A 25,757-nucleotide genomic window follows, 5' to 3' on the forward strand; every position below is an offset into this window, starting at 1 on the left:
ACTGGCGAGGCTTTTTTGTAACTCAAGCTACGGCACCTACTCCTTTACCAGGCGTTTCACCACCGTGCCTTCCTGGGCGTGGATGCGCACGGTGTACACGCCGGTGGCTAATCCGTTGAGGTCGATGGTTTCGGAGAGGAAACCCTGCTTGGGGCGGGTGCTCAGCTGGCGCACCGTCTGGCCCAGCACGTTCACCACTTCCACCTGCACCGGGCCCTGCTCGCGCAGGCCGGCCAGCTCCAGGGTGGCGCGGGCGGTGGTGGGGTTGGGGTAGAGGGCGGTGCGGGCGGCCAGCTGGCCGGTGGTGACGGCCGTGACGGTGCCGGCCACGAAGTTGAGGTAGAAGCGCTGGCCGCTGTAGTTGGCCAGCATCGTGAAGGCGTAGGCGGGGCTGGCGGCCAGGTTCTGGCGGCGGTTCAGCACCCGGTCTTCGAGCCACACCTGGGTGCCGGCGGGCGCATCGGTCAGGCCCGTGAGGGTCAGCTCGTGGGCGCCGTCCTGGCTCACGCGCACCCCGAGGGGGATGACGGGGGCCGTGGCCAAGTCGGGCAGGCCGTTGATGGCGAAGCTCTCGGCGCCGGCCTGGCTCCAGAGGCTGGGGCGGCCGTTGCCGTTGAGCTGCACCTTGTAGGCGTCGTGTTGGGCCGAGAAGCCGAGGGCCGCGCCGGGCTCGAAGTACACCACCGTTTCATCGGCGGTGGCGGTGGCCAGGTTGCGGGCTTCGAGGCGCAGCACCGGGGGCGCCGTGGTGGTGCGGTTGAACACCGGCGAGAGGTAGCTGGTGGCGCGCACGGCGTTGGTGAGGCTCACGCTGGCCGTGGGGGCGGTGGCCCGCACGAAGAAGCCCTGCATGGCGGCCAGGTCTTTGGTGCCGCCGTTCTGGCCGAGGCCGTTCACGTAGGCCTTATAAGTGCCGGTGTACTGGCCGCTGGGCTCGAACACGTAGAGGGCATCGGCCACGCCGCTGAGCATGCCGGTGGTGCTGCGGGCCACGTCCCAGTCCATGGGCGCGGGGTAGGGGTTGCCGAGCAGGTGCCAGCCCGAGTTGGCCAGGCTGCCGCGGCCCAGGCTGTAGCTCACGTTGCCGGTTTGCAGCAGGCCCGAAATGTCCACCGTGGTGGTGGGCAGGGTTTGGGCGGTGTAGCCGCGCAGGGGCAGCAGGTCCTGGGTGGCGGTGGGCACCATCCAGCCGTCGTCGAAACCGGGTTTGGAGGCCGTGAGGCGGGTTTCGTCGTACTGGAAGAAGGTCGGGAACGGCGTGGCCGTGTTGCCGGCCGTGTTGTAGGCCGGGTTCAGCTCGAACACCGGCAGGTCGTCGGCAAACTCCTGCACGGTGGTGCTGATGCCGGCGGCGCTCAGCTTCATGGGCGAGGAGTAGTGGCGGTAGCCGGGCGCCCCGCTCAGGCCGGTGATGAAGCGCTCCATGGTCGAAACGCCCGTCACCACGCCGCCGCCCACGGGGTTCACCACCATGGCGGTGCCGCTGGCGTTGCTCGTGAGGGTGAGGTGGCCGTTGGAGGCCAGGTTGCCGGTGGTCAGGGTCAGCACGTGGGTCAGGAACCAGTTGTCGGTGGCCGTCACGCCGCTGCCGTTCTGAATGAACAGGTCGTAGAAGCGCGTGGGCGTGGTCGAGATGCCGCCGATGGTCTGCGGGCCGGTGCCGATGCAGTACCAGCCGAAGGCGCCGCAATTCACCAGACCGGTGTTCACGAAGTTGCCCAGCAAATACACCGGGCCGTTGTAGGTGATGCCGGCGGGGTTGGCGCAGCTCAGGCCGAAGAAGCGGATTTGCTGGGTGCCGCCGCAGGTCTGGGCCACCGTGCCGTTGAAGTACACCGTGTAGGTGGCCGGGTTGAAGGGCCCGTTGCAGAGCCAGTTGCCGGCCACGTAGATGTCGCCGGCCAGCACGCAGCCCACCAGGTTGGCCCACGTAATGTGGTGGAAGTAGCTGCGGGCCGTGGCTCCGGTAGTCGTGATGGTTTGCAGCGCCGTGCCGTTGAAGCTGACGCCGAAGCCCTGGCCGTGGAAGAGGCCGGTGTTGTTCCAGAAGCCGGCCACGGTGATGTCGCGCAGCAACTGCACGTCCACCGCGTTGGTGATGCCCACGTTGTAGAAGGCGCTCAGGACCGTGCCGCCGATGGTTTGCAGGGCCGTGCCGTCGAAAATCACCGTCTGGCTGTTGGCCAGGTAGCCGCCGTTGTTCACCCACAAGCCACTCACGTAGATGCCGTCGAGCAGCGTCACGCCGGCCGTGTTGGCAAAGGTGATATCGTGGAAGTGCGTGCGGCCCGAGGTGCAGGTAATGCTCTGGGCCACCGTGCCGTTGAAGCGGGTGCGGAAGCCGCAGCCGCAGTAGCCGCCCTGGTTCACGAAGTTGCGCGTCACGTCGATGTTCTGGCCCAGGCTCACGTTCACCGCGTTGTTGAAGGTCACGTCGTAGAAGGTGGTCAGGGCCGTGCCGGCGATGGTTTGCAGCGCGGTGCCGTTGAAGTACACCAGCAGCGAGTTGGGCAGGAAGCTGCCGTTGTTGGTCCAGTCGCCGAGCAGCGTAATGCCCACGTCCTGCCGCACCGTGGCGCCGGTGGCAATGGTGAAGTGGTGGAACACCGTGGCCACCGAGCCGCCAATGAGCTGGAGCACCGAGCCGCCAAACGTCACCAGGTAGCCATTGGCCACGAAGCCGCCGAGGTGTAGCCAGTTGCCGCGCAGGCTGATGTCGCGGTTGAGCGTGACGCCGGCCAGGTTGTTCCAAGTGAGGTGCCAGAAGTCGTACACGCCCGCCCCGGTCAGGCTTTGCGCCACCGTGCCGGCGAAGGCAAAGGTGTAGCCCGTGTACACGCCGCCCACCAGGTTGTAGCCGTAGAAAGTGCCCGCGTTGGCAAAGTTGCCGAGCAGGGTCACGTTCTGCAGCAACCGGACGCTGGCGGCGCTGCCGATGTTCCAGCCGTAGAACGAGAGGCCGGTGTAGCCGCCCACCGTCTGCACGTAGCCCGACACGGTTCCATTGAAGAATACCGTGTAGGTGCCGGGGTTGAAGCTGCCCGAGTACAGGTAGTAGTTGCCCGCGATGTACACGTTGGCCAGCAAGCTCACGCCCGCCGCGTTGTCGGCGTAGAAGTGGTAGAAGTAGGTGGTGGCGTTGGCATTCACCACCTGCGCCACCGTGCCACCGAAGCGCACGAAGTAGCCCGTGGTCACTCCCCCCAGCACCTGGTAGCCGTAAAACACGCCCGTGTTCAGGAAGCCGCCCAGCACGTAGATGTGCTGCGCCAGCGTCACCGAAACCGGGTTGCTCATGGTCAGGCCGTAGAAGTTGGTGACCTGCGTGCCGCCAATGAGCTGCGCCACCGTGCCGCCAAACGTGACGGTGTAGGTGCCGGCCGCAAAGCTGCCGTCATTCGTCCAGTCACCGAGCAGGGTGACCACGCGGGCCAACTGCACGCTGGCATTTGGTGAGATGGTGAGGTGGTGAAATAGTGAAGTGACTGTTCCACCGATAATCTGCAAAGCCGAGCCCGAGAAGAACACCCGGAAGCCGTTGGCGACGAAGCCACCGTCGTGGGTCCAGCTGCCGTTCAGGTAGATGTTCGAGAGCAGCGTCACCGTCGTCGGGTTGTTGAAGCGCAGGTCGAAGAAGCGCGTATTCAGCCCGGCGAGGATGGTTTGGGCCGCCGTGCCGTTGAAGTACACCAGGTAGCCGTTGCCGAGGAACACGCCCGTGCCGGCCCAGTTGCCGAGCACCGTCACGGCCTGCAGCAAACTCACCGAAACCGTGTTGGTGATGGTGACGTGGTGGAACGTGGTAAGCACCGAGCCCCCGATGGTCTGGGCCACGTTGCCAATGAAATTGACGAGGTAGCCGTTGGCCAGGTAGCCGCCATTGTTCAGCCAGTTGCCCCACACGCTGATGTTCTGGTTGAGCGTGATGCCCGCCAGGTTGTTCCAGGTCACGTGCCAGAACTCGTACACCCCGCCGCCGGTGAGGCTCTGCGCCCCGCTGCCGCCGAAGGTGAAGGTGTAGCCCGTGTACACGCCGCCCACCAGGTTGTAGCCGTAGAAGGTGCCCAGGTTGGCGAAGCCGCCCAGCAAGGTCACGTTCTGAATCAGCCGCACGTAGGCGCCGCTCACCACATTCCAGCCGTAGAAGTTGAGGGCCGTGTAGCCGCCCACCGTCTGCACCACGCCGGGCCCTTCGTTGCCGTTGAAGTACACCGTGTAGGTGCCGGGGTTGAAGGTGCCCGAGTAGAGGTAGTAATTGCCCGCGATGTAGATGTTGGTAGCCAGACTCACGCCCGCCGCGTTGTCGGCGTAGAAGTGGTAGAAGTAGGTCGTGACATTGGCCGTAATCACCTGCGCCGCCGTGCCGCCGAAGCGCACGAAGTAGCCCAGGGTGCTGCCGCCGCTCAGGTACCAGCCGTAGAACACGCCCGTGTTTACGAAGCCGCCCAGCACGTAAATGTTCTGGTGCAGCGTCACGGAAATCAGGTTGTTGAAGGTGACGTTGTAGAAGTTCGTTACCTGAGTGCCGCCGATAATCTGGGCGACGGTGCCGGCGAAAATCACCGAGTAGGTGCCGCCCGAGAACAGGCCGTTGTTTATCCAGTCGCCGAGCACCGTGATGTTGCTCACCAGCATCACGCCCACCGTGTTGTTGATGGTGACGGTGTAGTAGCTGCTGCTGCCCGTGCCACCGATGGTCTGCGCCACCGAGCCGCCGAATATCACGCCGTAAGTCACGGCCGAGAACGTGCCGTTCACCACGAAGTTGTTCAGGAACACGGCGTTCAAACCCAGGTTTACTACCGCGCCGCTGTTCACGTAAGCGTTGTAGAAAGTCGTGACGGACGTGCCGCCAATAATCTGCGTGCCGCCCGTGCCGTTGAAGTACACGTTGTAGAGCGGGCCACCCACGAAGGTGCCGAAGTTGTACCAGTTGGCGTACACGTTCAGCACGTTGTTCATCGTCAGGGTCGAGCCGTTGCTGATGTATAGATTGCCTACCTGCAGCGGGTTCGCGCCATAGATGAACTGCGTAATCCCACCCGCGAAATACCAGCTGGACGTGCTGCTGGCCAGCACCGTGCCGTTCACCGTCACGTTGCCATACAGGTTGAAAATGCCATTGTTGGTGAACGTAGCGCCGCTGGCAATAGTCAGGTTCAGCGCCAGCGCCGCCGTGCTGCCCGTGATAACCGGGTAGAAGCTCGCGCCGCCCGGTATGGTCACCACGCTGGTAGCGGTGGGCACCTGCCCACAGCTCCAGTTGGCGCCGTTGAACCAGTCGGTGCTCACGCCGCCCGTCCAGGCGTAGGTGAGCGCGCCGATGGTCAGGTTGCTGCCGTTGTCGGAGCCCACGGCGGCCGGGTTGTCAGCCACCACGCGCACCCGGTAGCCGCTGCCGGCCGGGGTGCTGGTGGGAATCACCGCCGCCACGGTGCCGCTGCTGGCATTACTGGCCAGCGAACCAATAAGTACCGGCGAAGCAAACGAGCCGCTGGCGTTCGAAAGCTGCACCGTGAAGGTGTTGCCGCCGTTCACGCTGCCCGTCGTCACATTGTAAGGCACCGAAATAGCCGAGCCGGGGCAGAGCGAGCCGCTCACCGCGCCCGTGCTGATGGCCAGTACCGGCGCGCCCACCGTCACCTGCACCGGGCGCGTCACCGAGCAGCCATTGATGCTGGCGGTGAAGCTGTAGGTACCCGCGTTGGCCGCGTTGGCGTTGGCCAGACTGGGGTTGGGCTGGCTGCTGCTGAAGCCGTTCGGACCGGTCCAGCCAATGATAGCGCCGGCCGGAACGCCGCTGCTGCTGAAGGTGATGGTTGCGCCCGCGGCCACCGGCGAGTTGGAGCCGGCCACCACGTTGGTCAGGTTCGAAATAGTCAGGTTTGTGCCGTTGTCATTGCTGGTCAGCGCCGGGTTGGTGCTCACTAGGCGAATGCGGTAGCCCGCGCCGTCTGCCGTCGTGGCCGGTAGAGTGAAGCCGAGGCTGCCGCTGCCCGTGCCGTTGAAGCTCACGCTGGCCAGTGCCACCGGCGCGCCGAAGCCACCGCTGGCATCCGAAAGCTGCGCCGTGATGGTGCCGTTGCTCAGGCCCGCGCCACCCACAGTGTAGTTGACGGCGTAGTTATTGCCCGCGCAAAACTGCCCGGAGAACGTGCCCAGGGCCAGTGTCGTACTCACCGGCGGGTTCACCAGCACGCGCACGCTGGCCGAGTCGGTGCAGCCGCCCTGCGTCACATACACATAGTAGAAGCCCGACGAAGCCGTGGTCACGTTGTTGAACGTCGGGTTCTGCTGGTTGCTGATGAAGCTGGTGCCGCCGCCGGTGTACTGCACGAACCATTGGTACGTGGCCGCGCCGTTGGGCCCGGCGTTCAGCTGCAAGGTGCCGCCCGAGGCTATGGGCGAGTTGCTGCTGGCCGTGGCCACCAGCGTGGTCGGCACCGTCAGGTTGGTGCCGTTGTCGGCCGGGCTGACGGTGGCCGGGTTGCTGGCGATGAGGCGAATCCGGTAGCCGGTGCCGGCCGGTGTGTTCTGCGGCACAATGGTCGAAACTGTGCCGCCGCCCTGGCCGGTGAAAGCCACCGAGCCAATGACCACCGGCGCCGCAAACGAGCCGCTGGCATCCGAAAGCTGCGCGGTAATCACGTTGCCAGCGCCAAACACGTTGCCCGTCACCGAGAAGCCGATGTTCAGCCCCGTGCCGGGGCACAGGCTGCCATTGAACTGCGAGATGGCCAGGATGGGCTGCGCCGACGGGTTCACTACTACTGTGGTGGCAGTGCCGGGGCTCTGGCAGCCGTTCACCGTCACGTAGAGCGTGTAGGTGCCGCTGTTGCTGGGCGTCGCGTTCGCAATGGTCGGGTTCTGCTGGTTGGACGAGAAGCCGGGGCCAAACCATTGGTACGAGGCGCCGGCCACGGTCTGGGCCGTGAGTTGAATGGTACCGTTGTAAGCCACCGGCGAGTTGCTGCTCGGCGTGGCCGTGGGCTGGGTTGTGATGGTGATGTTGGAGCCGTTGTCCGTCGTGCTGGTCACGGCCGGGCTCGACCCCACCAATCGGATACGGTAGCCGCTGCCGGTGAGCGTGTTGGTCGGAATCAACGCTGCCACCGAGCCGCCGCCCTGGCCCGTGAAGGCCGCCGACCCAATTACCGTGGGCGCGGCAAACGAGCCGCTGGCGTCCGAGAGCTGGGCCGAAATGGTATTGCCGCTGGCGAAGTTGTTGCCCGACACCACGAAGCCGATGTTGAACGTGGCGCCCGCGCAGCCATTAAAGCCAAACTGCCCCATTGTGAGCACCGGCACGGCATTGGGCTGCACCAGCACCCTCACGCTGGCCGAGTCCTGGCAGCCGTTGGCGTTCTGCACGTACACATAATACTTGCCGCTCTGCGTGGGTTGGGCGTTGGTCAGATTGAGCGCTTGGCCCGCGCCGACGTAGGCCGTGCCGCCGCTGGTATAGGCTACGTACCACTGGTAGCTGCTCTGCCCCGTGGGCTGCGCCGCTAGCTGAATGGTGCCGTTGAAAACCACCGGCGAGTTGCTGGTAGCCGCAGCCACCGGTGTGGGATAAATGGTTAGATTAGTGCCGTTGTCCGTCCCGATGATGTTCGGGTTGGAAGCCACCACGCGCACCCGGTAGCCGCTGCCAGCCGGCGTGCGAAACGCCACTGAGTCGCGCAGCACCCCGCCGTTGGCGTTGGTGCTGATGAGCGAGCCATACAGCCGCGAGCCGGCCGTGAAGTTGCCGCTGGCGTCCGACAGCTGGAAATTGAACACGTTGCCGCTGCCGTAGCTGGCCATGCTGGTCGTGAAAGGCACCTGAATGAGTGTGCTGGCGCAAAACGCCGAACTCGACACCGTGCCCGTGGCAATGGTGGGCGGGTACACGTAGCTCGCCGCCGAGCAGGCCGTGCCGCCGGGCGTGGTCACGCAAATCTGGCCGCTGGTGCCACCCGCCGGGGCCGACACCGTAATCTGGGTGCCCGAATTCACCACGAAGCCCGGGGCGGCGGTGCCGTTGAAGGTCACGGCCGTGGCGCCGGTCAGGTTAGTGCCGGTGAGGACCACGCTGGTGCCTGGCCCGCCGCCGGCCGGCGTGAAGCTGGTGATGGTGGGCCCGACGCAGTTGAAGTAGTATGCGCCCACGCCGGTAATGCTCAGCACGTTGGTGCTGGTGCCGAACACCAGCCGGATGCCGCGCACGCCGGTAGCCGGCGTGGCCAGCGTGCGGGCCACACTGTAGGTCTGCGCCCCGGTGAGGGTGGCCGCGTAGCTGTCCACGGTGGTCCAGGTGGTCAGGTTGGCCGAAGTCTGGATTTGCAGCGTGAAGTTGGTCGTGGTTTGGGGCGCCACCGTCAGGCGCACCTCGCTGATGGTTTGCGAGGCCGTGCTGCCCAGGTCGGCCTGAATCACCGCGCCGTTGTAAGCCAGGAAATTGTTGGTGCCGCTGGGGGCCGAGTTGAAGGCGTTTTCGGCCGTGCCAATGTAGCTGCCGCCCTGCGTATAGTTGGTGCTGGGCAGGCCCGCCGCGAAGTTGGCCGACGAGGCGCAGCCGTTTTTCAGGAAGCTGCGGTTGCTCACCAGGCTCCACTTGCCATTGGCATCGCGCGAGCGGAAGAAGATGCGGTGCGCGCCGTCGGCCAGCCCGCTGGCATCGGCCGCGAAGCTGAAATTGGCCAAATCCGGCGCTGGCGTAGGCACCGGCACGTTCGTCCCCGCGCCAAAGCCGGGGTCGGCATCGAAGTAGTATTCAATCTTGTTTACGTTGGGCGCGGCGGCCAGCACGGGCTCGTAGTAAAAGCTGCGCACGCTGGTCAGGCTCCACTTGCCGTTGGCATCGCGCGAGCGCAGGCTCAGGGTGTGAAAGCCGGTACTCAGGCTGCTCAGGTTCACGCCGAAGGCCACGCCGCTGAGGTCAGTCGCCGCCGTCACGGGCACGTCGGTGCCGCTGCCGAAACCGGGCTCGGCATCAATGAAATACTCGACTTTGGTGACGTTGGGCAGCGTATTCAGGGCCGCCGGCTCGTAGTAGAACGTGCGCCGGTTGGTCAGGCTCCATTTGCCGTTGGCATCCTGGCTGCGCACCCCGAGCTGGTGAAACCCGGCCGTCAGGCTGCTGATGTTCACGTTAAATACTACGCCGCTGATGTCGGTAGCCGCCGTTACGGGCACGTCTACCGCCATCCCAAAGCCGGGGTCGGTGTCGATAAAGTATTCCACCTTCGTGACGTTGGGCAGCGTGCTGTTGGCCAGCGGCTCGTAGTAGAAGGTGCGCCGGTTGGTCAGGCTCCACTGCCCGTTGGCATCGCGCGAGCGCACGCCCAGCTGGTGGAAGCCCGCACTCAGGCTGCCCAGGCTCACGCCGAAGGCCACGCCGCTGATGTCGGTAGCCGCCGTCACCGGCACATCGGTAGCAGCGGCAAAACCGGGGTCGGTATCGATGAAATACTCGGCTTTGGTCACGTTGGCCAGCGTGCCATTGGCCAGCGGCTCGTAGTAGAACGTGCGCCGGCTGGTGAGGCTCCAGGCGCCGTTGGCGTCCTGGCTGCGCACGCCCAGGGCGTGGAAGCCCACGCTCAGACTGCCCAGCGGCACGCTGGCCGACAGGCCCGGTAAATCGGCCGCCGGCGTAGCCGGCAGCGCAAACGCCGTGGCCGCCCCAAAGCCGGGGTCGGTGTCGACGAAGTACTCGGCGCGGGCAATGGTGGCCTGGCCGTAGCTGCGCACAATGCTGCCAATGAGCAGCAGCAACAGCAGCACCAGCGGCAGCAGCCAGCCGAAGTACCTCGGCCCGCCGCCCCGCGTGGGGCGAAAATCGTAGGAGCGGTGCATAACCGGGGCGCCGCTTAGTTATTGGAGCGCGTGCCCAGCGTCACGTTCAGCGTGTTGCCGGTCACGGCCTGGTTGAGCTGGTAAATGGCCGGAATGGCCGGCAGCCCACCGAAGTGGTAGCCGTAGCCGGTGGCGCTGCCCGTGGCCCCGATGTCGACGCCGCCCTGGCCGGCCCCTACAGCCGCGTTGGAGCCGCTTTTCAGCTTGTACCAGGCATCGAACTGGCCGGGGGCGGTGGGCGCCAGCGCGAAGATGGACGCGGCGGTCACGTTGGCCGTGTTGTGCGTGCCAACGGTGCCCAGCGTGGGCAGCGTGCTCTGGGCGAAGAAGTTGTAGTCCCAGTTGGTGTTGGATGTGGGCGTGAAGGTGGTGGCGAAATAATTGTTGCGCACCGTGAAGTTGTTGAGGCTGGTGCCGCCGGCAATCACCGAGTTGTTGGAGAACTCGCCCGACGAACCCGTGCTGCTGAGCGAGGTGCCGCCGGTGTACATGATGTTGTTGGTAATAAGCGAATTGGTGCTGGCGCCGCTGTATTCCAGCACGCCGTAGAAGTAGTTCTGCCGAATCACCGCATTGCTGGTCAACACGCCGTACGACAGGTAGACGTAGCCCGTGATGTAGCAGCGTTGGATGACAACGTTATTGGCCCCCACGTACCAGGTGGCGTTGCTGCTGATGCCCGCAATCGACGAGCCCGCGCTGCCCGCATTGAAGTAAACGGTGCTCACCGTGGCCGGAATGGTGTTGGCTTGCAGGGCCGGCGGCTGGTTTTCGCCCAGGAAGTAGCCGGGCCCCACAATGGAGAGCTGCTTGGTGCAGGTGAAGCCAGCGTAGGTGGTGGTCGAAGGCTCTACCTGAATGATGTCGCCGGCCGTGGCGGCGTCGTGCGCCGCTTGGATGGTGGCGTAAATGTTGGTGCCCGTAATGCCCGAGTTGTTCACCCGGCGAATGGTCTGGGCCGAGGCCAGCTGACCAGCCAGCGCCAGCAGCACGAAAAGGAGGGAGGCGGAGAGGTTTTTCATACAAACAGAAATGGAGTGAGGTTGAAAAAAAGCACGACTAAGCCCCGGCGTCCAGAGCCCGCAAAACCCCAGCTGTCGCCCTTGCAATGACAGGATTTTGCAAGGGTAAAATTTGATTATGAACAGGGCGCGGACAATCCGTAGCAGCCCCGGTTTTTCCAGTGTTTTCGCCTCCGTGCCAGCACGGATAATTCACCGGTTTCGTCTCCGTGCCAGCACGGAGAGGCCCGGCTGGTTGGCCCGGGCACGTGGCCGCCTCCGCCGTTGGGGCGGGCGTTATTCTACCCGTTGGCTTAGTGCTCGGGCCCGCTGTCTCAGAAGTTTAGGGCAGCTTTAGCGGCGCTGGGCAGTAGCGCGAACTTTGGCGTTCGTGCACCAGAACCACTACCGAACGGCGCGGGGACGCGAACCCCAAAGCCCGCGCTGCCACCCAGCGCTACCGCAACTTCAAAACCAGTCTAGCCCTTCGCCAGCTCCGCCGATTCGTGCACGCGCACGCCGCCGCCATCGTCCTCGGCGGCGCGCAGCATGGCGGCGGCCACCGTGGCCCCGGGCACGGCGCGGTACTTCAGCAGCGGGCCGCGCAGCAGTGGATTGAGCACCCGCAGCAGCACGGCCGCTATTCGCTCGCCCAGGCGGGGCTGGCTGCGCTCGCCCAGCAGCAGCGAGGGCCGGAAAATATGAATGGCCCGAAACGGCGTCTGGCGCACGGCGTCCTCCATTTCGCCCTTCACGCGGCTGTAGTAAATGCGGCTTTCCGGGTCGGCGCCCATGCTGCTCACCACCATGAACTGCGAGGCGAAATTGCCGGCCGCCAAGGCCGCCAGCTTCACCACGTACAGAAAATCAACCTTGTAGAAAGCTTCTTTCGAGCCCGCCTGCTTCATGGTAGTGCCCAGGCAGCAATACACGTCGTCGGCAATGAGCTTGAAGCGCACATCCTCCAGCTTATCGAGCTCAGTCGTCACCTGCACCAGCTTGGGGTGGAGGATGGGCACGGCCTTGCGCCCCACTACCACCACCTTCGCGTACCGCTCCGAGGCCAGCAGCAGCGGCAGCAACTGAACACCAATCAGGCCCGTGGCCCCGGTGAGTAAAGCGGTTTTTTGCATAGGGTGAGGAAGCAAACTGGTGGAACGACACTCCCCTCCTTGGATAAGGAGGGAAGTTTTCGCGTAGCGAAAACGGGGGTGGTTTGATTCGTTGAACCGAAGGCCAGCGTAGCTAACGACACGAGGCCGCTTTCGTTCAGGTGTCGTTAGCTACGCTGACCTTCGGTTCAACGAATCAAACCACCCCCGCTGACGCTTCGCGCCAGCATCCCCTCCTCAGATGAAGAGGGGAATTTGACGTTCTGACTATCTCAGCACCGTCGCTTCCGGCTCCAGCAGCACCAGGCCCTGCCGAAACAGCGCGCCCAGCGCCTTCTTGAACACCTTTTTGCTCATGCCCACGCGGCGGTACACGTCTTCGGCCAGGCTCTTGTCGCCGAGCGGCAGGCGCCCGCCGGGCGCGGCCTGGATGGCTTTGAGCAGCGTGTCGGTGGCCGATTCTACTTCGCCGTAGCCTTCTTTCTGGAGGCGCACGTCGAGCTTGCCGTCGGCCCGCACCTGGCGCAGGAAGCCGGGCAGCTGCTCGCCCAGGCGCAGGGGCCGGAATACTTCGTTATGAAACAGCAGCCCCTGGTGCGTCCCGTTCACGATGACGGGGTAGCCCAGCTCGGTTTCGTCGGCCACCAGCAGGCGCACCTCGTCGCCGGGTTCGCCCGGGAAGGGGGTGTTTTGCAGGAACTGCTTCCACTTGGTGGAGGCCACCAGCCGGTCGCTTTCCTCGTCGAGGTACACGTACACGAACACCCGCTCGCCGATGCGCAGGTCACGCCGCTGGTTGCGGTAGGGCAGGAGCAGGTCTTTCTCCAGGCCCCATTCCAGGAAGGCGCCGGCCGGGCCGTGGTCCTTCACGGTGAGGGCGGCGTAGCTGTCGACCAGCGCCAGGGGCCGCAGGTTGGTGGCAATGAGGCGGTCTTCCGAGTCGCGGTACACGAACACGCGCACGATGTCGCCCACGCGGGTGCCAGCCTCCACGTACTTTTCGGGTAGCAGCAGGTCGCCGTCGTCGGAGGTGAGGTAGAGGCCGATGCTGGTTTCACGGGCTACTTCGAGGTCGTTGTAATCGCCGAGGAGGAGGCTGGCCATAGCAAGTGTATTGTGGGGTGAAAGGGCAAAGATCGGGAGAAAATGTGCGAGCTGACTATAAGCTTTGTCACCGTACTTTCTTATTTAGACGCACTTCATTGCATGCAGCACCGAATACTTGTACAATTGAACCATGGGAATAATATCGCGCAAATTTTATTTTGAGAACGGAATCCCTTCACTGCAAACAGTCATCACTGAGTTGAAACAGCTAACGGGGGAGGAAATCACCTGTGAAAATTTTGAGGAAGACCCAGCGTGTATGGCTGAGGTATCGAGCGAGATAGCAGGCGGTGGATTCACGTTGATGTCAATAGCAGGATTAACGGGCTATGAAACCTGGCATGGTATAGGTGCGTCCAATTATCTCTCGGATGCGGTAGCAGTGGTTTTGTTAGCATTGGGAGGCCGCTACGAATACGCTTCTTCCCTGCCAACTGCTGCTCAGCAGCCGTGGCAGCGGGCAAAGCAATGGTACCGAAAGAGCTAGGAATTGGCCGTACTTGGGATATCTAGCGACGCCAACCCCGATTTACGTAAGTTTGAGCCTCCACTTTTCCTGTCGCTATGTTCGGTCTTGGGTACGCCAAATTCGATTCGATAACCTACGTTATCCAGTACAAAAACGGCAAGGTGGTGCGCGAGGGGCGCGGGCTGGCCTTTTTCTACTCCACCTTCAACAGCTCCATCGCGGCCGTACCGCTGGCTTCCAACGACCTGCCCTTCATCTTCAACGAAACCACGGCCGACTACCAGAGCATCACCATCCAGGGCCAGCTCAGCTACCGCGTGCGCGACCCGCGCCAGCTGGCCGAGCTGCTCGACTTCACGGTGAACAGCTTGGGCATCTACAAGAAAAACGACCTCGAAAAGCTCAACCAGCGCCTCGTGAATGAGGCCCAGACCGCCACCTCGGCTTACGCCCACAGCCTCACGCTCAAGGACGCCATCCGCTCCAACAAGTTCATTGAGGAGCAGATTCAGGCCGGGCTGCAAAGCTCGCCGGCCGTGGCCCAGCTGGGCATCGAGGTGCTGGGTGTGAACATTCTGGCCGTGAAAGCCACCCCGGAAATGGAGCGCGCCCTGGAGGCCGACGCCCGCGAGCGCCTGCAGCAGGAAGCCGACCAGGCCATCTACGAGCGCCGCAACTTCGCCGTGGAGCAGGAGCGGCGCATCAAGGAAAGCGAGCTGAACACCGACATCGCGGTGGAGGAAAAGCGCAAGCAGATTGACGAGAAACGCTCCGAAGCCCAGCTCCAGCGCGCCGCCAACGACCGCAAGCTGCGCGAGCTGCAGGTGCAGGCCGACATCGCCGTGGAAGCCAGCCGTGCCGACCTCCTCACCCAGCAAACCGCCAACCAGCGCCAGGCCGCCGACGCTCAGGGCTACGTCACCGAAGCCACCCTGCGCCCCTTCCGCGACCTGGACTGGCGCACTCTCACCGCCCTGCAAAACAACCCCGACCCGCGCCTCAACATTGCCCTGGCCTTCCGCGAGCTAGCCGAAAACGCCGGCAAAATCGGCACCCTCAACATCACCCCCGATTTGCTCGATAACCTGCTGGGCGATACGCCTGCGCCGGCCCCGGACGCGCCCAAGCCCACGCGCCGGTAGGGTATTGGGTACCTAAGCACGTCATGCAGAGCGTAGCGAAGCATCTCGCGTGTGGTAGTAACTCAAGCGTTGAAAAAAGATTAGTGGTAGCACGCGAGATGCTTCGCTGCGCTCTGCATGACGTTCTGGTTTTCCCATTCCACTAACCAGCCGCCGCCCGTCCCCATCATGCCCAAAATCGAATACGCCATCATCGTGCGGGCCAAAACCCGGCTCGAACAGCTCAAGGCCCGCTATAACACCGCCGCCCAGGCCCGCTTCGTGGTGGAGCGCGCCGGCGGCAACTTCAGCGACTACGAAGCCGAGCAGGCTGCCCTCGACCTGGCCGTAAGCCAGGTGCAGCGCGAGCTGGCCCAGGTGGTGAAAAGCAAGGTGGTGGACCGCGAATTCCTGCCCTCCTTCATCTTCGCCGACGACCAAGTGGTCGTCGTCGTAGGGCAGGACGGCCTGGTAGCCAACGCCGCCAAGTACGTGCGCGGCCGGCCCCTGGTGGCCGTCAACCCCGACCCCAGCCGCTACGACGGCGTGCTGCTCCCATTCCGTCCCGACACCTGCCGGGCGGCCGTGCAGGCCCTCGTGCGCGGGGCCGACGTGCCCATTCGCACCCAGCCGCTGGCCCAGGCCACCCTGCAGGACGGCCAACGCCTGCTCGCCTTCAACGACCTGTTCATCGGGGCGGCCTCGCACGTCTCGGCTCGCTACCGCCTCACGTTTGAGGAAGCCACCGAGGAGCATTCCTCGTCGGGCATCATCGTGGCCACGCCGGCGGGCAGCACCGGCTGGCTCAGCTCCATCTTCAACATGGCCGCCGGCCTCGAAGACTTCCTGGGCCACGACCAGGCCGCCGAGCAGCCCCCGCTGCGCCCCGACGAGCTGCTGTTTGTGGTGCGCGAGCCCTTCCGCAGCCAGCGCACGCAGTGCGGCCTGGTGGCGGGGCGGCTGCGCGCCCGCCAGCCCCTGCACGTCGAGTCGCTGATGCCCAGCGGCGGCGTCATCTTCTCCGACGGCGTGGAGGCCGATTTCCTGCGCTTCAACGCGGGCAGCGTGGCCACCATCGGCCCCAGCCAGGAGGTGACGCGGCTGGTGCAGCGGGGGTAGCGGCGGGAGCGGGGATTCGGGTGTTAAGTTTGGAAACCCATCCAACCACATTTGCACCCGATGCCCGCTAAGATTAATCTGCCCGCCTTTTTAGAAGACCGACTCCGTGATGCGACCCACGAGCCGGCGGTACGAAAGGCCCTGCAAGAGTTCGGCAAGTGGTTCGATGAAAGCAAGCAGACCTTTTTCCCGGACTACACCAACCACGGCATTCAGCACATCGAACAGGTGCTGGCTACGGTGGCGAACCTCATTCCCGAAACGGCCGAACCCGCGTTTTCCAAAGACGACGCGGCGGCGCTGATTCTCGCCGTGTTGCTGCACGACAGTGCGCTGCATCTGTCCAAAGCGGGGTTTTGGAACCTGATAAAGGGACCGGACCAGTACGCGCACCTGCCGTTCTTCGACCGCGCCGGCTGGGGGCAGACGTGGGCCGATTTTATGTTTCTGGCCCGGCGCTGGGACGATGCCATGCTGGCCAACGTGTTCGGCAAAGACGAAACCGGCGCGCCCCGGGCCCAGGTCCGCGACCCGTTCGAGCACTGGCAGAACCTAACCGAAACAGACAACCTGCTCATTGGGGAGTTCATTCGGAAGCACCACCCCCGGCTGGCGCACGAGATGGCGCTGTACGGCGTGCCGGGCACTACCGGCGCCTACCTAACCCTCAACGACCTGCCCCCACAGTGGCGCGACCTCGCGGGCCTCGTGGCCCGCAGCCACGGCCTGCCCCTGCGTTCCGGCCTCGACTACCTGAAAAAGACGCCGCACTTCGGCACCTTCGCCCACCGCGACTATCGCAACGTGCACGCGGTGTACCTGATGGCCCTGCTGCGCGTGGGCGACTACATCCAGATTCAGGGCGACCGGACGTCGGAACGGGTGTTTGAGTACAAGGACATTCGGAGCCTGGTGTCGCAAGTAGAACACAAGGCGCACCTCTCCGACATCATCATCACCGACAAAACCGACGACCTCGAATCCCTTCAAATCGACGCGTACCCGCAGGAGGTAGCCGTGTTCCTGCGCTTGAAGGAATGGTTGGCCGGCATTCAGCAGGAACTGGATAGCTCGTGGGCGGTACTTGGCGAAGTCTACAGCCTGCAACCCAAGCTGAAAAACCTGGGCCTCACCTTTCGTCGGGTGCGCTCTAACCTAGACGACGTAGCCGAGTTCGCCAAAACGGTGCCCTACGTGCCCGACCGCATCCGCTTCGACGTGGCGCGGGCCGAACTGCTAAAGCTACTCATCGGCCCGCTCTATGGCGACGACCCCAGCTATGGTGTACGCGAGTTGATGCAGAACTCTATTGACGCTGTGCGGGAGTACGACCAGTTTGTGCTGGATAATCCTCAGTATGCGGGCGTGTCGCGGCGGGAGCAAGAGGCAGATGTTGTGGTGGAACTTGGGCCGTTTGATGAGGAAAAGAGTTATGCGGTGATGACGATTTCAGACCGAGGTATCGGGATGGCCGAGGCAACTATTCGAGATTATTTTTTGCGAGCTGGTGCATCGTATAGGCAGAATTCGCACTGGAAAACGATGTTTGAAATAGATGATTTGGGAGTCGTCAAATCAAAAGTTCTGCGTTCAGGTCGATTCGGAGTAGGAGCATTAGCAGCATTTTTAATCGGTAGCACAATAGATGTAAAAACAAAGCATATTAGCGCTTCAGTAGGTTATGCTTTTAAGACCAATTTGGGTAATAAAACGATAGTGCTAATAAAGAATACTGACCTAAAAGTTGGGACAGTAATTACAGTAAATGTTTCTAAGGAGGAGTATGAGAAGCTTGTTAGTAGTAAGGAATCGAAAGTAAGGCCTAAGAACTGGGATTGGTATTGTTTTGCCTATCCGACGTTAATACGCAAATTTTCAGATGCTAAAAACAGGAATATTGTAGAAGCTAATAGAGGAGGAGTCAATTTGCAAATTGGAGGGTGGCGTCGGATTAGCTCTGAGCTGCCATATGATGTATACTGGACTTTTAATCCAGCGCCAAGATTGACATGTAATGGAATATTTATCTCAGATTCCACTGCAGGTGGTGGTATAACCGATGAAGCTTCAAATCATTGGTCGCCCCGACGCTGGAGTCAAGGCAGACGGTATATGGAAAGCATTATGGCTTATCCAAACCTTTCAATTATCGACCCTGATGGTAAGCTACCACTAAACTTGCAACGCAACCAATTGAGAAATGATGATAAACCATTTGCAAGGGAGCTTGTGCGTGATATGGTCCAAGAAATGCTAGCAAGCATTTACTTCAATGGTCCAGAATATATAACTGACCCAAAGCTTGCTGAAATGTCATTACATCCTTGGATTGAAAGAGGCATTGGAGAGTTTGTTTGTTGTAAACAAGGTTATGGTTTGCAATTACAGACGTTATTACATGGTCAGCCAATAGAATATGCACTATATTATTCTAGCTCTGCGATAAAATTTTCTTTGAGCAAAGATGCATTCGTCTTCTCATCTAAGATTCGGTGGTTTGGCAGTGGTGTTTGTGCTAAATTTGATTTTATTCCAACAAAAAACACTAGGAATTACCCCGCAAAAAGGCAATTCCTCTATCATTCTGATTTTGTAAAGATTGATGTAGGTAGTGAAATGCTCTGGAAGGAGGGGCATTTTAGAGGCTTGCCGCATTTGTTCGTTGAATGGCAGAAGGCAGGACTATTACTTGCCACAGATTCGCCACATAGACTTAGGACGGCTGTTGTTGTGAATAATTATGACACTGATGAATTAGATGAGAGGAGCAAAAGGGAAGAACACCCTTACGACCAAGACTCTGCCCGTGAAATGCCTCTTTTAGAAGAAGAAGTGTATCCGGCGGGCTACATTATAAATGTTACTTCTAAACCCTGGCTCCTCGACGAACTCTGGCAAGAGCATTTCGGCAAAAACTGGATACCCTTCGCCCTCGAAGACCGGATAGCAAAGTTTCCCAAAGCAGCTCAGTTTTTCAAGGAGCGGTACCCGCAGGTGGTGCCGGACGAAGCGTGGGCCCTGCTGGGCGGCAAGCCGGCGGAAGGGAAGTAGAAAAACTGTAAAACGAAGAAGTCCCGGGCAAGTAGCCGGGACTTCTTCGTTTTGCGTCCGGAGCGTATGCTTATGCAGTTTCCGCCGCCCGGCGCAGCTGCAAGCCCCTATCCACCGCCACGGCCAGCAGCGCGCCGGCCATCGGCCCCACCACATACACCCACCAGTCCGTCCAAATCCCACTAAAAAGCGCCGGAGCCAGCGAGCGTGCCGGGTTCATGCTCGCGCCCGTGAGCGGGCCGGCCACCAGCGCCTCCAGTGCCACCGTGGCGCTGATGGCCAGCCCCGCCAGCATGCCCACCTCCTTCGAGCCCGACGTGACCCGGAAAATCACCAGCATCAGCCAGAAGGTGAGGAAGGCCTCGATGCCCAGCGCCTGCCCCGCGCCGTGGGCCGGCAGCGTGGCCCCCAGGTCGGAGCCCGGCCCGGCAATGAGCTTCACCAAAAAGCTGCCCAGGGCCGCGCCCGCCAGCTGCGCCAGCGCGTAGGGCAGCACCCGCCGCCCCGGGAAGCGCCCCATGGCCCAGAAGGCCACCGTCACAGCCGGGTTCACGTGGGCGCCGCTGGTTTCGCCCAGGCTCTGGATGATGATGAACACCACCAGCCCGAAAGCCGCCGCCACGCCGCCGTGCCCCAGCGCGTGCGTTTGGGCATCGACCACCGCCGCGCCCGTTCCGAATATCAATAGGATGGCCGTGCCCAGCACTTCGGCCAGCAGGCAGGTTCTTAGCGTTGGTTGCATCAGGCCAAAATAGTATCAGTAGTGCCCACCACGGCGCTGCGGCGCTCCAGCAGCAGGGTGTTGCGCCAGTGGCCGTGCAGCTGGCCGATGCGCTCCCGGCGGCCCACCGGCCGGAAGCCCACGGCTTCGTGCAGGCGCAGGCTGGCCGTGTTTTCGGGAAAAATACCGGCTTGCAGCGTCCACAAGCCGTTTTGCTCCGATTCGGTCACCAGCGCATTCATCAGCGCCCGCCCCACGCCCTGCCCCCGGGCCGCAGCGCCCACGTACACGCTCACCTCGGCCACGCCCGCATACACGCAGCGGCCCGACACCGGCGACAGCGCCGCCCAGCCCAGCACCTGCCCCGCCGCATCGGCGGCCACCAGGCGGCAGGTGGGCAGGTGGCTGGCATCCCAGGCCTCCCACGCGGGCGGCTCGGTGGTGAAAGTGGCATTGCCGGTGGCCATGCCCTCGGCGTAGATGGCGCGCACGGCCGGCCAGTGCGCGGCCATGAGGGGAAGTAAGTGCATGGGAATAGAACGAGAGAAGGAAGGGTAGGAGAGAGGAAGGAGCAATATTACAGCCCGTCATGTCGAGCTTGCCGAGACATCTCGCGTGTCGAAGTAACCCAATCGTTAGTGTTTACCACCCCACGCGAGATGTCTCGGCGGCGCTCAACATGACGGGCTGAGGGCTACTTCATAGAATAAGAATAGTCATCGCGCCGCACGAGGATACTTCCGGCTAAAATGCTTCCCGCACAAAATCCTGCGCGTAGGCCTTCACCTGGTTGCGCACTGCGCGGAACTGCGCCATTGTTTCCTCCTCGCTGCCCGTCGCCCTGGCGGGGTCCGGGAAGTTGTGGTGCCGCTTCTGAGCCAACGATGGGAACACCGGGCACACCTCGTTGGCGTGGTCGCACACCGTAACAACGCAGTCGAAGGGTACGCTGGCGTACTCGTCCACGTGGTTGCTAGCGTGGCCGGAGATGTCCACGCCATCCTCGGCCATCACCCGCACCGCGCGGGTTGAGGCCGTGTATTTCCACCCCGCGCTGTACACCGCCGCCCATTTGCCCAGGGCTTCGGCCAGGTAGCCGTGCAGCAGCTGGCTGCGGCACGAATTGCCGGTGCACAGCGCCAGGATGTTTTCTGGTCATTCATTAAATAACAGGAGTCTGGAAAAGGAAACAAGCCGTCAGCTACTCAGCGGCCAGCCCTGCCCACGAGGCAAGAAAGCAACAACAAGCGTCGGCCCGGCGCCAGATTCTTTGCAAAGGAAAGATGCCACCAGTACACCGCCAATCCGCAGCCTCGTAGCGGATTATTGCTATTTATTGCGAAATACACACTTGTTCATAACGAAGGCCAAACCCTGTATCGGCAATATGCTGGTTCTGATAAATCTTGAAATAGTTAAATGGAAAACCACGAAAAAATAACCTGTCGGACATTTATAAAATGATAAAAGCGTGTATTTTTGCATCGTTAATAAGTGCTTAAAAAGCGGTTAAAACCCGTTTTTTGATAAAAGGAAGTGATATAAGTGCACTAATAGAGTTGCTTTGTATTAAAGATTGAAAAGATTTTTTCTGGCGAAAAGACAATTTTTATAAAAACATTTTGTATCTTTATTTCGTTAAAAGTTAGAAGGCACTTAGCTGAGTCAATCCTATATCTCTCATCTCAACTCATCAATCTGTGACCCATTCTTTACGCTTTTTTTCGTTCATGGCCTTGTTGGGGTTTCTGACCACCGGCCATAGCCAGGCGCAAACGGGGCCTTACGCCTCCACCCAGGCGCGGCACACGGCCGTAGTGAATGCGCCGGCCGCCGCGCCCGTGCCCCCCATGGTGCCGGCCGCACCCACCATCAGCCCCGATTCGGTGTTCATCAACCCCGAAGTGCGGCCCCAGTTCGTGGGCGGCGACAAGGCCTTCACCGCCTACCTCGCCAAATCCATCCGCTACCCGCAAGTGGCGTTGCAGCGGCGTGTCTCGGGCCGGGTATTCGTTAATTTTATTCTCGATGCCAAGGGCAAAGTCGTTGACGCCCACGTCATCAGTGGCCCCGGCAGCGGCCTCAACGACGAAGCCCTGCGCCTCGTCTGGATGATGCCGCCTTGGGAGCCCGCCCGCTCAAACGGCCAGCCCGTGCGCGTGGCCTGCACCGTGCCCATCGCCTTCACCGCCGACCGCTAAACCGGCCCACCGACAACGGCCAGCCTATTTTTCCCGGCCAGCAAGCTTCCGCAAAACTGGCTGCTTTATACCACTATCGGAATGTGAGTTCCAGCTATTCGGTTTTAACCTATTTTATCAAGTGTGTTGCTAACGAGTGCTTTATTTTAAGTGAACGAAAAGCCCCGCCTCATTTAGAGGCGGGGCTTTTGCTTTTAATGGAGTAGTTGTTTTGTCTGAACAACGTAGGGGCGGGGCTGGCCCCCGCCCGTCATTGAACGAAATCGTTTAAACGGCGCGCATAGCCGGGCGGGGGCCAGCCCCGCCCCTACGTCGTTCAGACGGCACTTCCTGTCCCCTTACTGATACGGCGCGGTGCCAGGCGAGCCGAGGCCAAAGTCGGTGAACGTCACCGTTTCGCGCGTCGATTCGAACATGCGGACGCCGTTGGGCGCCGCGATGCCGCGCGGGTAGTAGCCGATGAGCAGCTGGAACGTGCGCAGGGCCGTGAACTCGTTGCGGAAGCGCAGCCCCAGGCCAAAGCCCGTGTAGGGCGCGCCCCCAAACGGGGAGCCGCCGCCGGGACGGTCGCTCACCCAGGCCGCATCGGCGAAGGCCACGCCTGCCAGCCGGAAGCCCAGCAGCGAGAGCGGCGTAAACAAGGTGGTTTCGTAGTTCACCACGAAGCGGCTGGTGGCCAGCACCGGCGAGGCCGGCGAAAAGCCCCGCAGGCCCCGGTCGTTGGTGATACCCTGGAGCAGGTCGCCGGGGCGCCGGTCGATGCCGATGGTGCCCTTGCTGCTCAGGAAGTGCCGGTACTGCCAGTTGCCGAGGTGGTAGAGCTTGGTGAAGGACGTGAATTCGGTGCTCAGCACGCCCTGTTCCCAGCCGCGGGTTTGGTCCATGCGCTGGAAAATGCTCAGGTCCACGGCGCCGAGCAGGTAGCCGCTGCGCATGCTGAAGCCCGCCGCCGCCACGCGCGCGGCCAAGTAGCGGCGCGGCACCACGCGGTTCACGTCGTAGCCCACGGTGAGGCTGAGCAGGGTGCCCGCCGGCACGTCCTCGGTGCGGCCAAAGCCGAACAAGTACCGGTCCTTATAGTAGCGGCGCACGGAGTAGCCCACGGTGCCCAGCATCAGGGTACCGTCGTGGTAGTCGGGCGGCTCGATGCCGGTGCTGGGGTCGGGCTGGGGCACGGCGCTGAACTGGGTGCGCAGCAGCCTGGCCGCCACAATCACGCGGCCGGGGTTTTCGTAGCCTAAGTCGTAGGAGCGCAGGCGCAGCGAGCGGCCCACCCAGGCATCCTGCACCAGCGAGCGCAGCGGGTAGTAGATGTAGGGCTGGCCGGGCGGCGGGGTGCGCAGGGCCACGTTCTGAGAGTAGCTGTCGAAGCTGATGGCACCGGCGTAGCGGGCGCTGGGCGAGTAGAAATCGCGCTTGAGCGTGACGCCGCCTGCGCGGTAGTTGTACTCGTTGCGGTAGCGAGCCTGACCGTACACGAAGTTGCGAAACGGCGCCGTGTACCGGCCCTCGTAGGACCATTGCTGCGGGTTTTCGCCGTTTTCGGTGCTCAGGCCGCGGCCGTAGCGGTACTCGTTTTCGAGCTGGTGGCCCAGGCCCAGGAAGTTGTCGTCGCCGAGGGTGATGAGGCCGGCCGTGGCCGAACCCAGCTCGTAGCCGGCCGTGATGCTGAACACGTCGGTGGTGAGCACCGTGATGTCGACGCTGTCGCGGGTGCTGCTGTGCTCGTTCACCAGCACGCGGGCGTCCAGGATTTCGGGCGTCTGGCGCAGCAGGCGCTCCGACTCGGCCAGGGCCTGGGGCTCCAGCTGCTGGCCCGGCCGAAACAGCAGCACCTGCCGCACCCGCGAGCGGGCGGTTTTGATGTGGAGCGTGTTGCCCGACTTTTCCCAGAACGAGCGCGGGATGCGCGTCGAGTCGGACAGGCTGTAGCCGAAAGCATCGAGCGTGCGGATGTTGATGCTGCGCACAATCTTGAAGTTGTGCTGGTCGAACTGCCGGTTGAGCAGCACGGCATCGAGCCCGGCCTGCTCTTCCTGGCGTTGGGTGAAGTTGAGCAGGCCCGAAAGGGCTTTGCCGACGATGGTTTTGCGGCGCGAGTAAGCCTTGAGGCGGTTGAGGATGCGTTCCTCGTCGAAGCGGCGGCGCAGGGAGTCGGCGCGGTGGGGCAGGATTTCCTCGGCCGCCTTCAGCGAGTCGGGCGGAATGGCTGAGCGCGGGTCAAACGTCTGCGCCGCTACAGGCCGGGCCACGAAACCCAGCAGCATAAACAGCAACAGAAACCAACCTCGAAAGCTCATAATGGGGCGTAACGCTGCAAATTACGAAAAGGAGCCGTCGTGGGCTGCGCACGTTGCACAAGGGGCCGGATTGGTTGACTGGGCAGGGGCAGGGGCTGCCCCTACCCGGTCGTTGAACGGAACCGTTGAGGCGGCGCGAATAGCCGGGCGGGGGCAAGCCTCGCCCCTACATCGACCAATTTAAAGCTTCAATCCTATTCCGGTGCTCGTGCAGTTTGTCCAAACAGGCACTTGCTGCCAACGACGCCGGTTTTACTAAAAACCGGGTGCAAAACAAAAGAGGTATTTTCTCGAAAAAAGAAACTATTCCCAAAAAAATTAGCTTAAATCATTGTGCCATTACGGCCGCTGTTTATTACTTTTAAGCCCGAAAGCAAGTCCTTCCTCATGAACGAGCGCATTCAAGAGAAACTAAGCATATTAGCTGATGCCGCGAAGTACGATGCTTCGTGCAGCAGCAGCGGTGCCAAGCGCAAAAACGAGAACAAAGGCCTCGGCAACGCCGAGGGCATGGGCATTTGCCATAGCTATACCGAGGATGGTCGCTGCGTGAGCTTGCTGAAAATCCTGCTCACCAACCACTGCATTTTCGACTGCGCCTACTGCGTGTCGCGCCGCTCGAACGACGTGAAGCGCGCCGCCTTCACCGTGGATGAAGTGGTGGACTTGACTATCAACTTCTACCGTCGCAACTACATCGAAGGGCTGTTTCTGAGTTCCGGCATTTTCTCCAGCCCCGACTACACGATGGAGCGTCTCGTGCGCATCGTGAAAAAGCTGCGCACCGAGCACAAGTTCAACGGCTACATCCACGTCAAAACCATTCCCGGCGCTTCGGAGGAGCTGATTGCCGAGGCCGGCCTGTACGCCGACCGCCTCAGCGTGAACATCGAATTGCCGTCGGAGCTGGCCCTGACCACGCTGGCGCCGGAGAAAAACTACCAGGAAATCCTGACCCCGATGAGCCAGATTCGGGACGGCATTGCCCAGAATAAGGAGGAAAAGGCGCTTTTCAAGAAAGTGCCCAACTTCGCCACAGCCGGCCAGACGACGCAGCTCATCGTGGGCGCCAGTGCCGAAACGGACCTGCAAATTATCAAGCTCACCGACTCGCTCTACCAGGGCTACGGGCTGAAGCGCGTGTACTACTCCGGCTACATCCCCGTGACCGATGACGCCCGCCTGCCGCAGGTGACGCAGCCGCCGGTCATCCGGGAGCACCGCCTGTACCAGACCGACTGGCTGATGCGCTTCTACGGCTTCCAGGCCGACGAAATCCTTGACCCCGCCCACCCGCACCTCGACCTCGAAATCGACCCCAAGCTGGCCTGGGCCCTGCGCAACCGCCACGTGTTTCCGGTGGACGTGAACACGGCCGAGTACGAAATGATACTGCGCATCCCGGGGGTGGGCGCGCGCTCGGCCAAGCGCATCGTGGCCGCCCGCCGCTTCGCCAAGCTGAACATGGAGACGCTGCGCCAGCTGGGCGTGGTGCTCAAGCGGGCCAAATACTTCCTCACCTGCCAGGGCGAGCACCAGCCCCTCATCGGCGAGCTGACCGAGCAGCAGGTGCGCCGCCAGATTCTGTTCGGCGCCGGCTCGGTGCGCTCCGCCCTCGTTACCCAACAACTCGACCTGTTTGCGCAGGCTTCTTAATCGCAATGAATTACGACGCTCTTTTTTCCAACGGCCAACTTTCGCTGTCGAAAAGCAGCCTG

The 25,757-nt window shown here is 62.1% G+C and carries 14 protein-coding genes; 6 read left to right on the forward strand and 8 right to left on the reverse strand.

Annotated elements, in window-relative coordinates:
• Window positions 1-36: 36 nt before the first annotated feature.
• The 4 genes from Q5H92_RS09285 to Q5H92_RS09300 form a co-directional block, all read right to left on the reverse strand.
• On the reverse strand, window positions 37-9,837 hold the full coding sequence (locus tag Q5H92_RS09285; RefSeq protein WP_305011237.1) for a DUF8693 domain-containing protein: 9,801 nt from the start codon (window positions 9,835-9,837) through the stop codon (window positions 37-39).
• A gap of 14 nt (window positions 9,838-9,851) precedes the next feature.
• On the reverse strand, window positions 9,852-10,859 hold the full coding sequence (locus tag Q5H92_RS09290) for a right-handed parallel beta-helix repeat-containing protein (protein ID WP_305011238.1): 1,008 nt from the start codon (window positions 10,857-10,859) through the stop codon (window positions 9,852-9,854).
• A gap of 458 nt (window positions 10,860-11,317) precedes the next feature.
• The gene (locus tag Q5H92_RS09295) at window positions 11,318-11,971 is read right to left on the reverse strand and encodes an NAD-dependent epimerase/dehydratase family protein (protein ID WP_305011239.1); all 654 of its coding nucleotides are present in this window, start codon (window positions 11,969-11,971) and stop codon (window positions 11,318-11,320) included.
• Between the two features lie 246 nt (window positions 11,972-12,217).
• Complete coding sequence (locus Q5H92_RS09300) at window positions 12,218-13,054, reverse strand: CvfB family protein (protein ID WP_305011240.1); 837 nt, start codon at window positions 13,052-13,054, stop codon at window positions 12,218-12,220.
• Window positions 13,055-13,187: 133 nt separating this feature from the next.
• On the opposite strand from Q5H92_RS09300, the gene Q5H92_RS09305 reads away from it, so the two are divergent.
• From Q5H92_RS09305 to Q5H92_RS09320, 4 genes are all read left to right on the forward strand, one after another.
• Window positions 13,188-13,544, forward strand: coding sequence for a hypothetical protein (locus tag Q5H92_RS09305; protein WP_305011241.1), 357 nt, complete (start codon window positions 13,188-13,190; stop codon window positions 13,542-13,544).
• 77 nt (window positions 13,545-13,621) lie between these two features.
• Window positions 13,622-14,668, forward strand: coding sequence for an SPFH domain-containing protein (locus Q5H92_RS09310; protein WP_305011242.1), 1,047 nt, complete (start codon window positions 13,622-13,624; stop codon window positions 14,666-14,668).
• A 168-nt stretch (window positions 14,669-14,836) separates the two neighbouring features.
• Entirely contained in the window at window positions 14,837-15,766 is a 930-nt protein-coding gene (locus Q5H92_RS09315; RefSeq protein WP_305011243.1) for an NAD(+)/NADH kinase, read from the forward strand.
• 60 nt (window positions 15,767-15,826) lie between these two features.
• Window positions 15,827-18,817: an HD domain-containing protein gene (locus tag Q5H92_RS09320; RefSeq protein WP_305011244.1), complete on the forward strand. Its 2,991-nt coding sequence runs from the start codon at window positions 15,827-15,829 to the stop codon at window positions 18,815-18,817.
• 70 nt (window positions 18,818-18,887) lie between these two features.
• Here Q5H92_RS09320 and Q5H92_RS09325 read toward each other — a convergent pair whose 3' ends face one another.
• The 3 genes from Q5H92_RS09325 to Q5H92_RS09335 all read right to left on the reverse strand — a co-directional run bounded on the left by Q5H92_RS09325 (window position 18,888) and on the right by Q5H92_RS09335 (window position 20,684).
• On the reverse strand, window positions 18,888-19,559 hold the full coding sequence (locus Q5H92_RS09325) for an MIP/aquaporin family protein (protein WP_305011245.1): 672 nt from the start codon (window positions 19,557-19,559) through the stop codon (window positions 18,888-18,890).
• The gene (locus Q5H92_RS09330) at window positions 19,559-20,068 is read right to left on the reverse strand and encodes a GNAT family N-acetyltransferase (protein ID WP_305011246.1); all 510 of its coding nucleotides are present in this window, start codon (window positions 20,066-20,068) and stop codon (window positions 19,559-19,561) included. The genes Q5H92_RS09325 and Q5H92_RS09330 overlap by 1 nt, the downstream gene beginning before the upstream one ends.
• A 214-nt stretch (window positions 20,069-20,282) precedes the next feature.
• A complete protein-coding gene (locus tag Q5H92_RS09335) occupies window positions 20,283-20,684 on the reverse strand; it encodes an arsenate reductase ArsC (RefSeq protein WP_305011487.1) in 402 nt (133 codons plus the stop codon).
• Between the two features lie 554 nt (window positions 20,685-21,238).
• Here Q5H92_RS09335 and Q5H92_RS09340 point away from each other — a divergent pair.
• Window positions 21,239-21,739 carry an energy transducer TonB gene (locus tag Q5H92_RS09340; RefSeq protein WP_305011247.1) on the forward strand — a complete coding sequence of 167 codons (501 nt, stop codon included), beginning with the start codon at window positions 21,239-21,241 and terminating at the stop codon, window positions 21,737-21,739.
• 338 nt (window positions 21,740-22,077) lie between these two features.
• Here the strand turns inward: Q5H92_RS09340 and Q5H92_RS09345 are convergent, their stop codons facing one another.
• Window positions 22,078-24,039, reverse strand: coding sequence for a BamA/TamA family outer membrane protein (locus Q5H92_RS09345; protein WP_305011248.1), 1,962 nt, complete (start codon window positions 24,037-24,039; stop codon window positions 22,078-22,080).
• Window positions 24,040-24,426: 387 nt separating this feature from the next.
• On the opposite strand from Q5H92_RS09345, the gene Q5H92_RS09350 reads away from it, so the two are divergent.
• Window positions 24,427-25,695, forward strand: coding sequence for a putative DNA modification/repair radical SAM protein (locus Q5H92_RS09350; protein WP_305011249.1), 1,269 nt, complete (start codon window positions 24,427-24,429; stop codon window positions 25,693-25,695).
• The last annotated feature ends 62 nt before the right edge of the window (window positions 25,696-25,757 follow it).

It is taken from the genome of Hymenobacter mellowenesis (assembly GCF_030581005.1).
GTDB classification, from domain to species: domain Bacteria; phylum Bacteroidota; class Bacteroidia; order Cytophagales; family Hymenobacteraceae; genus Hymenobacter; species Hymenobacter mellowenesis.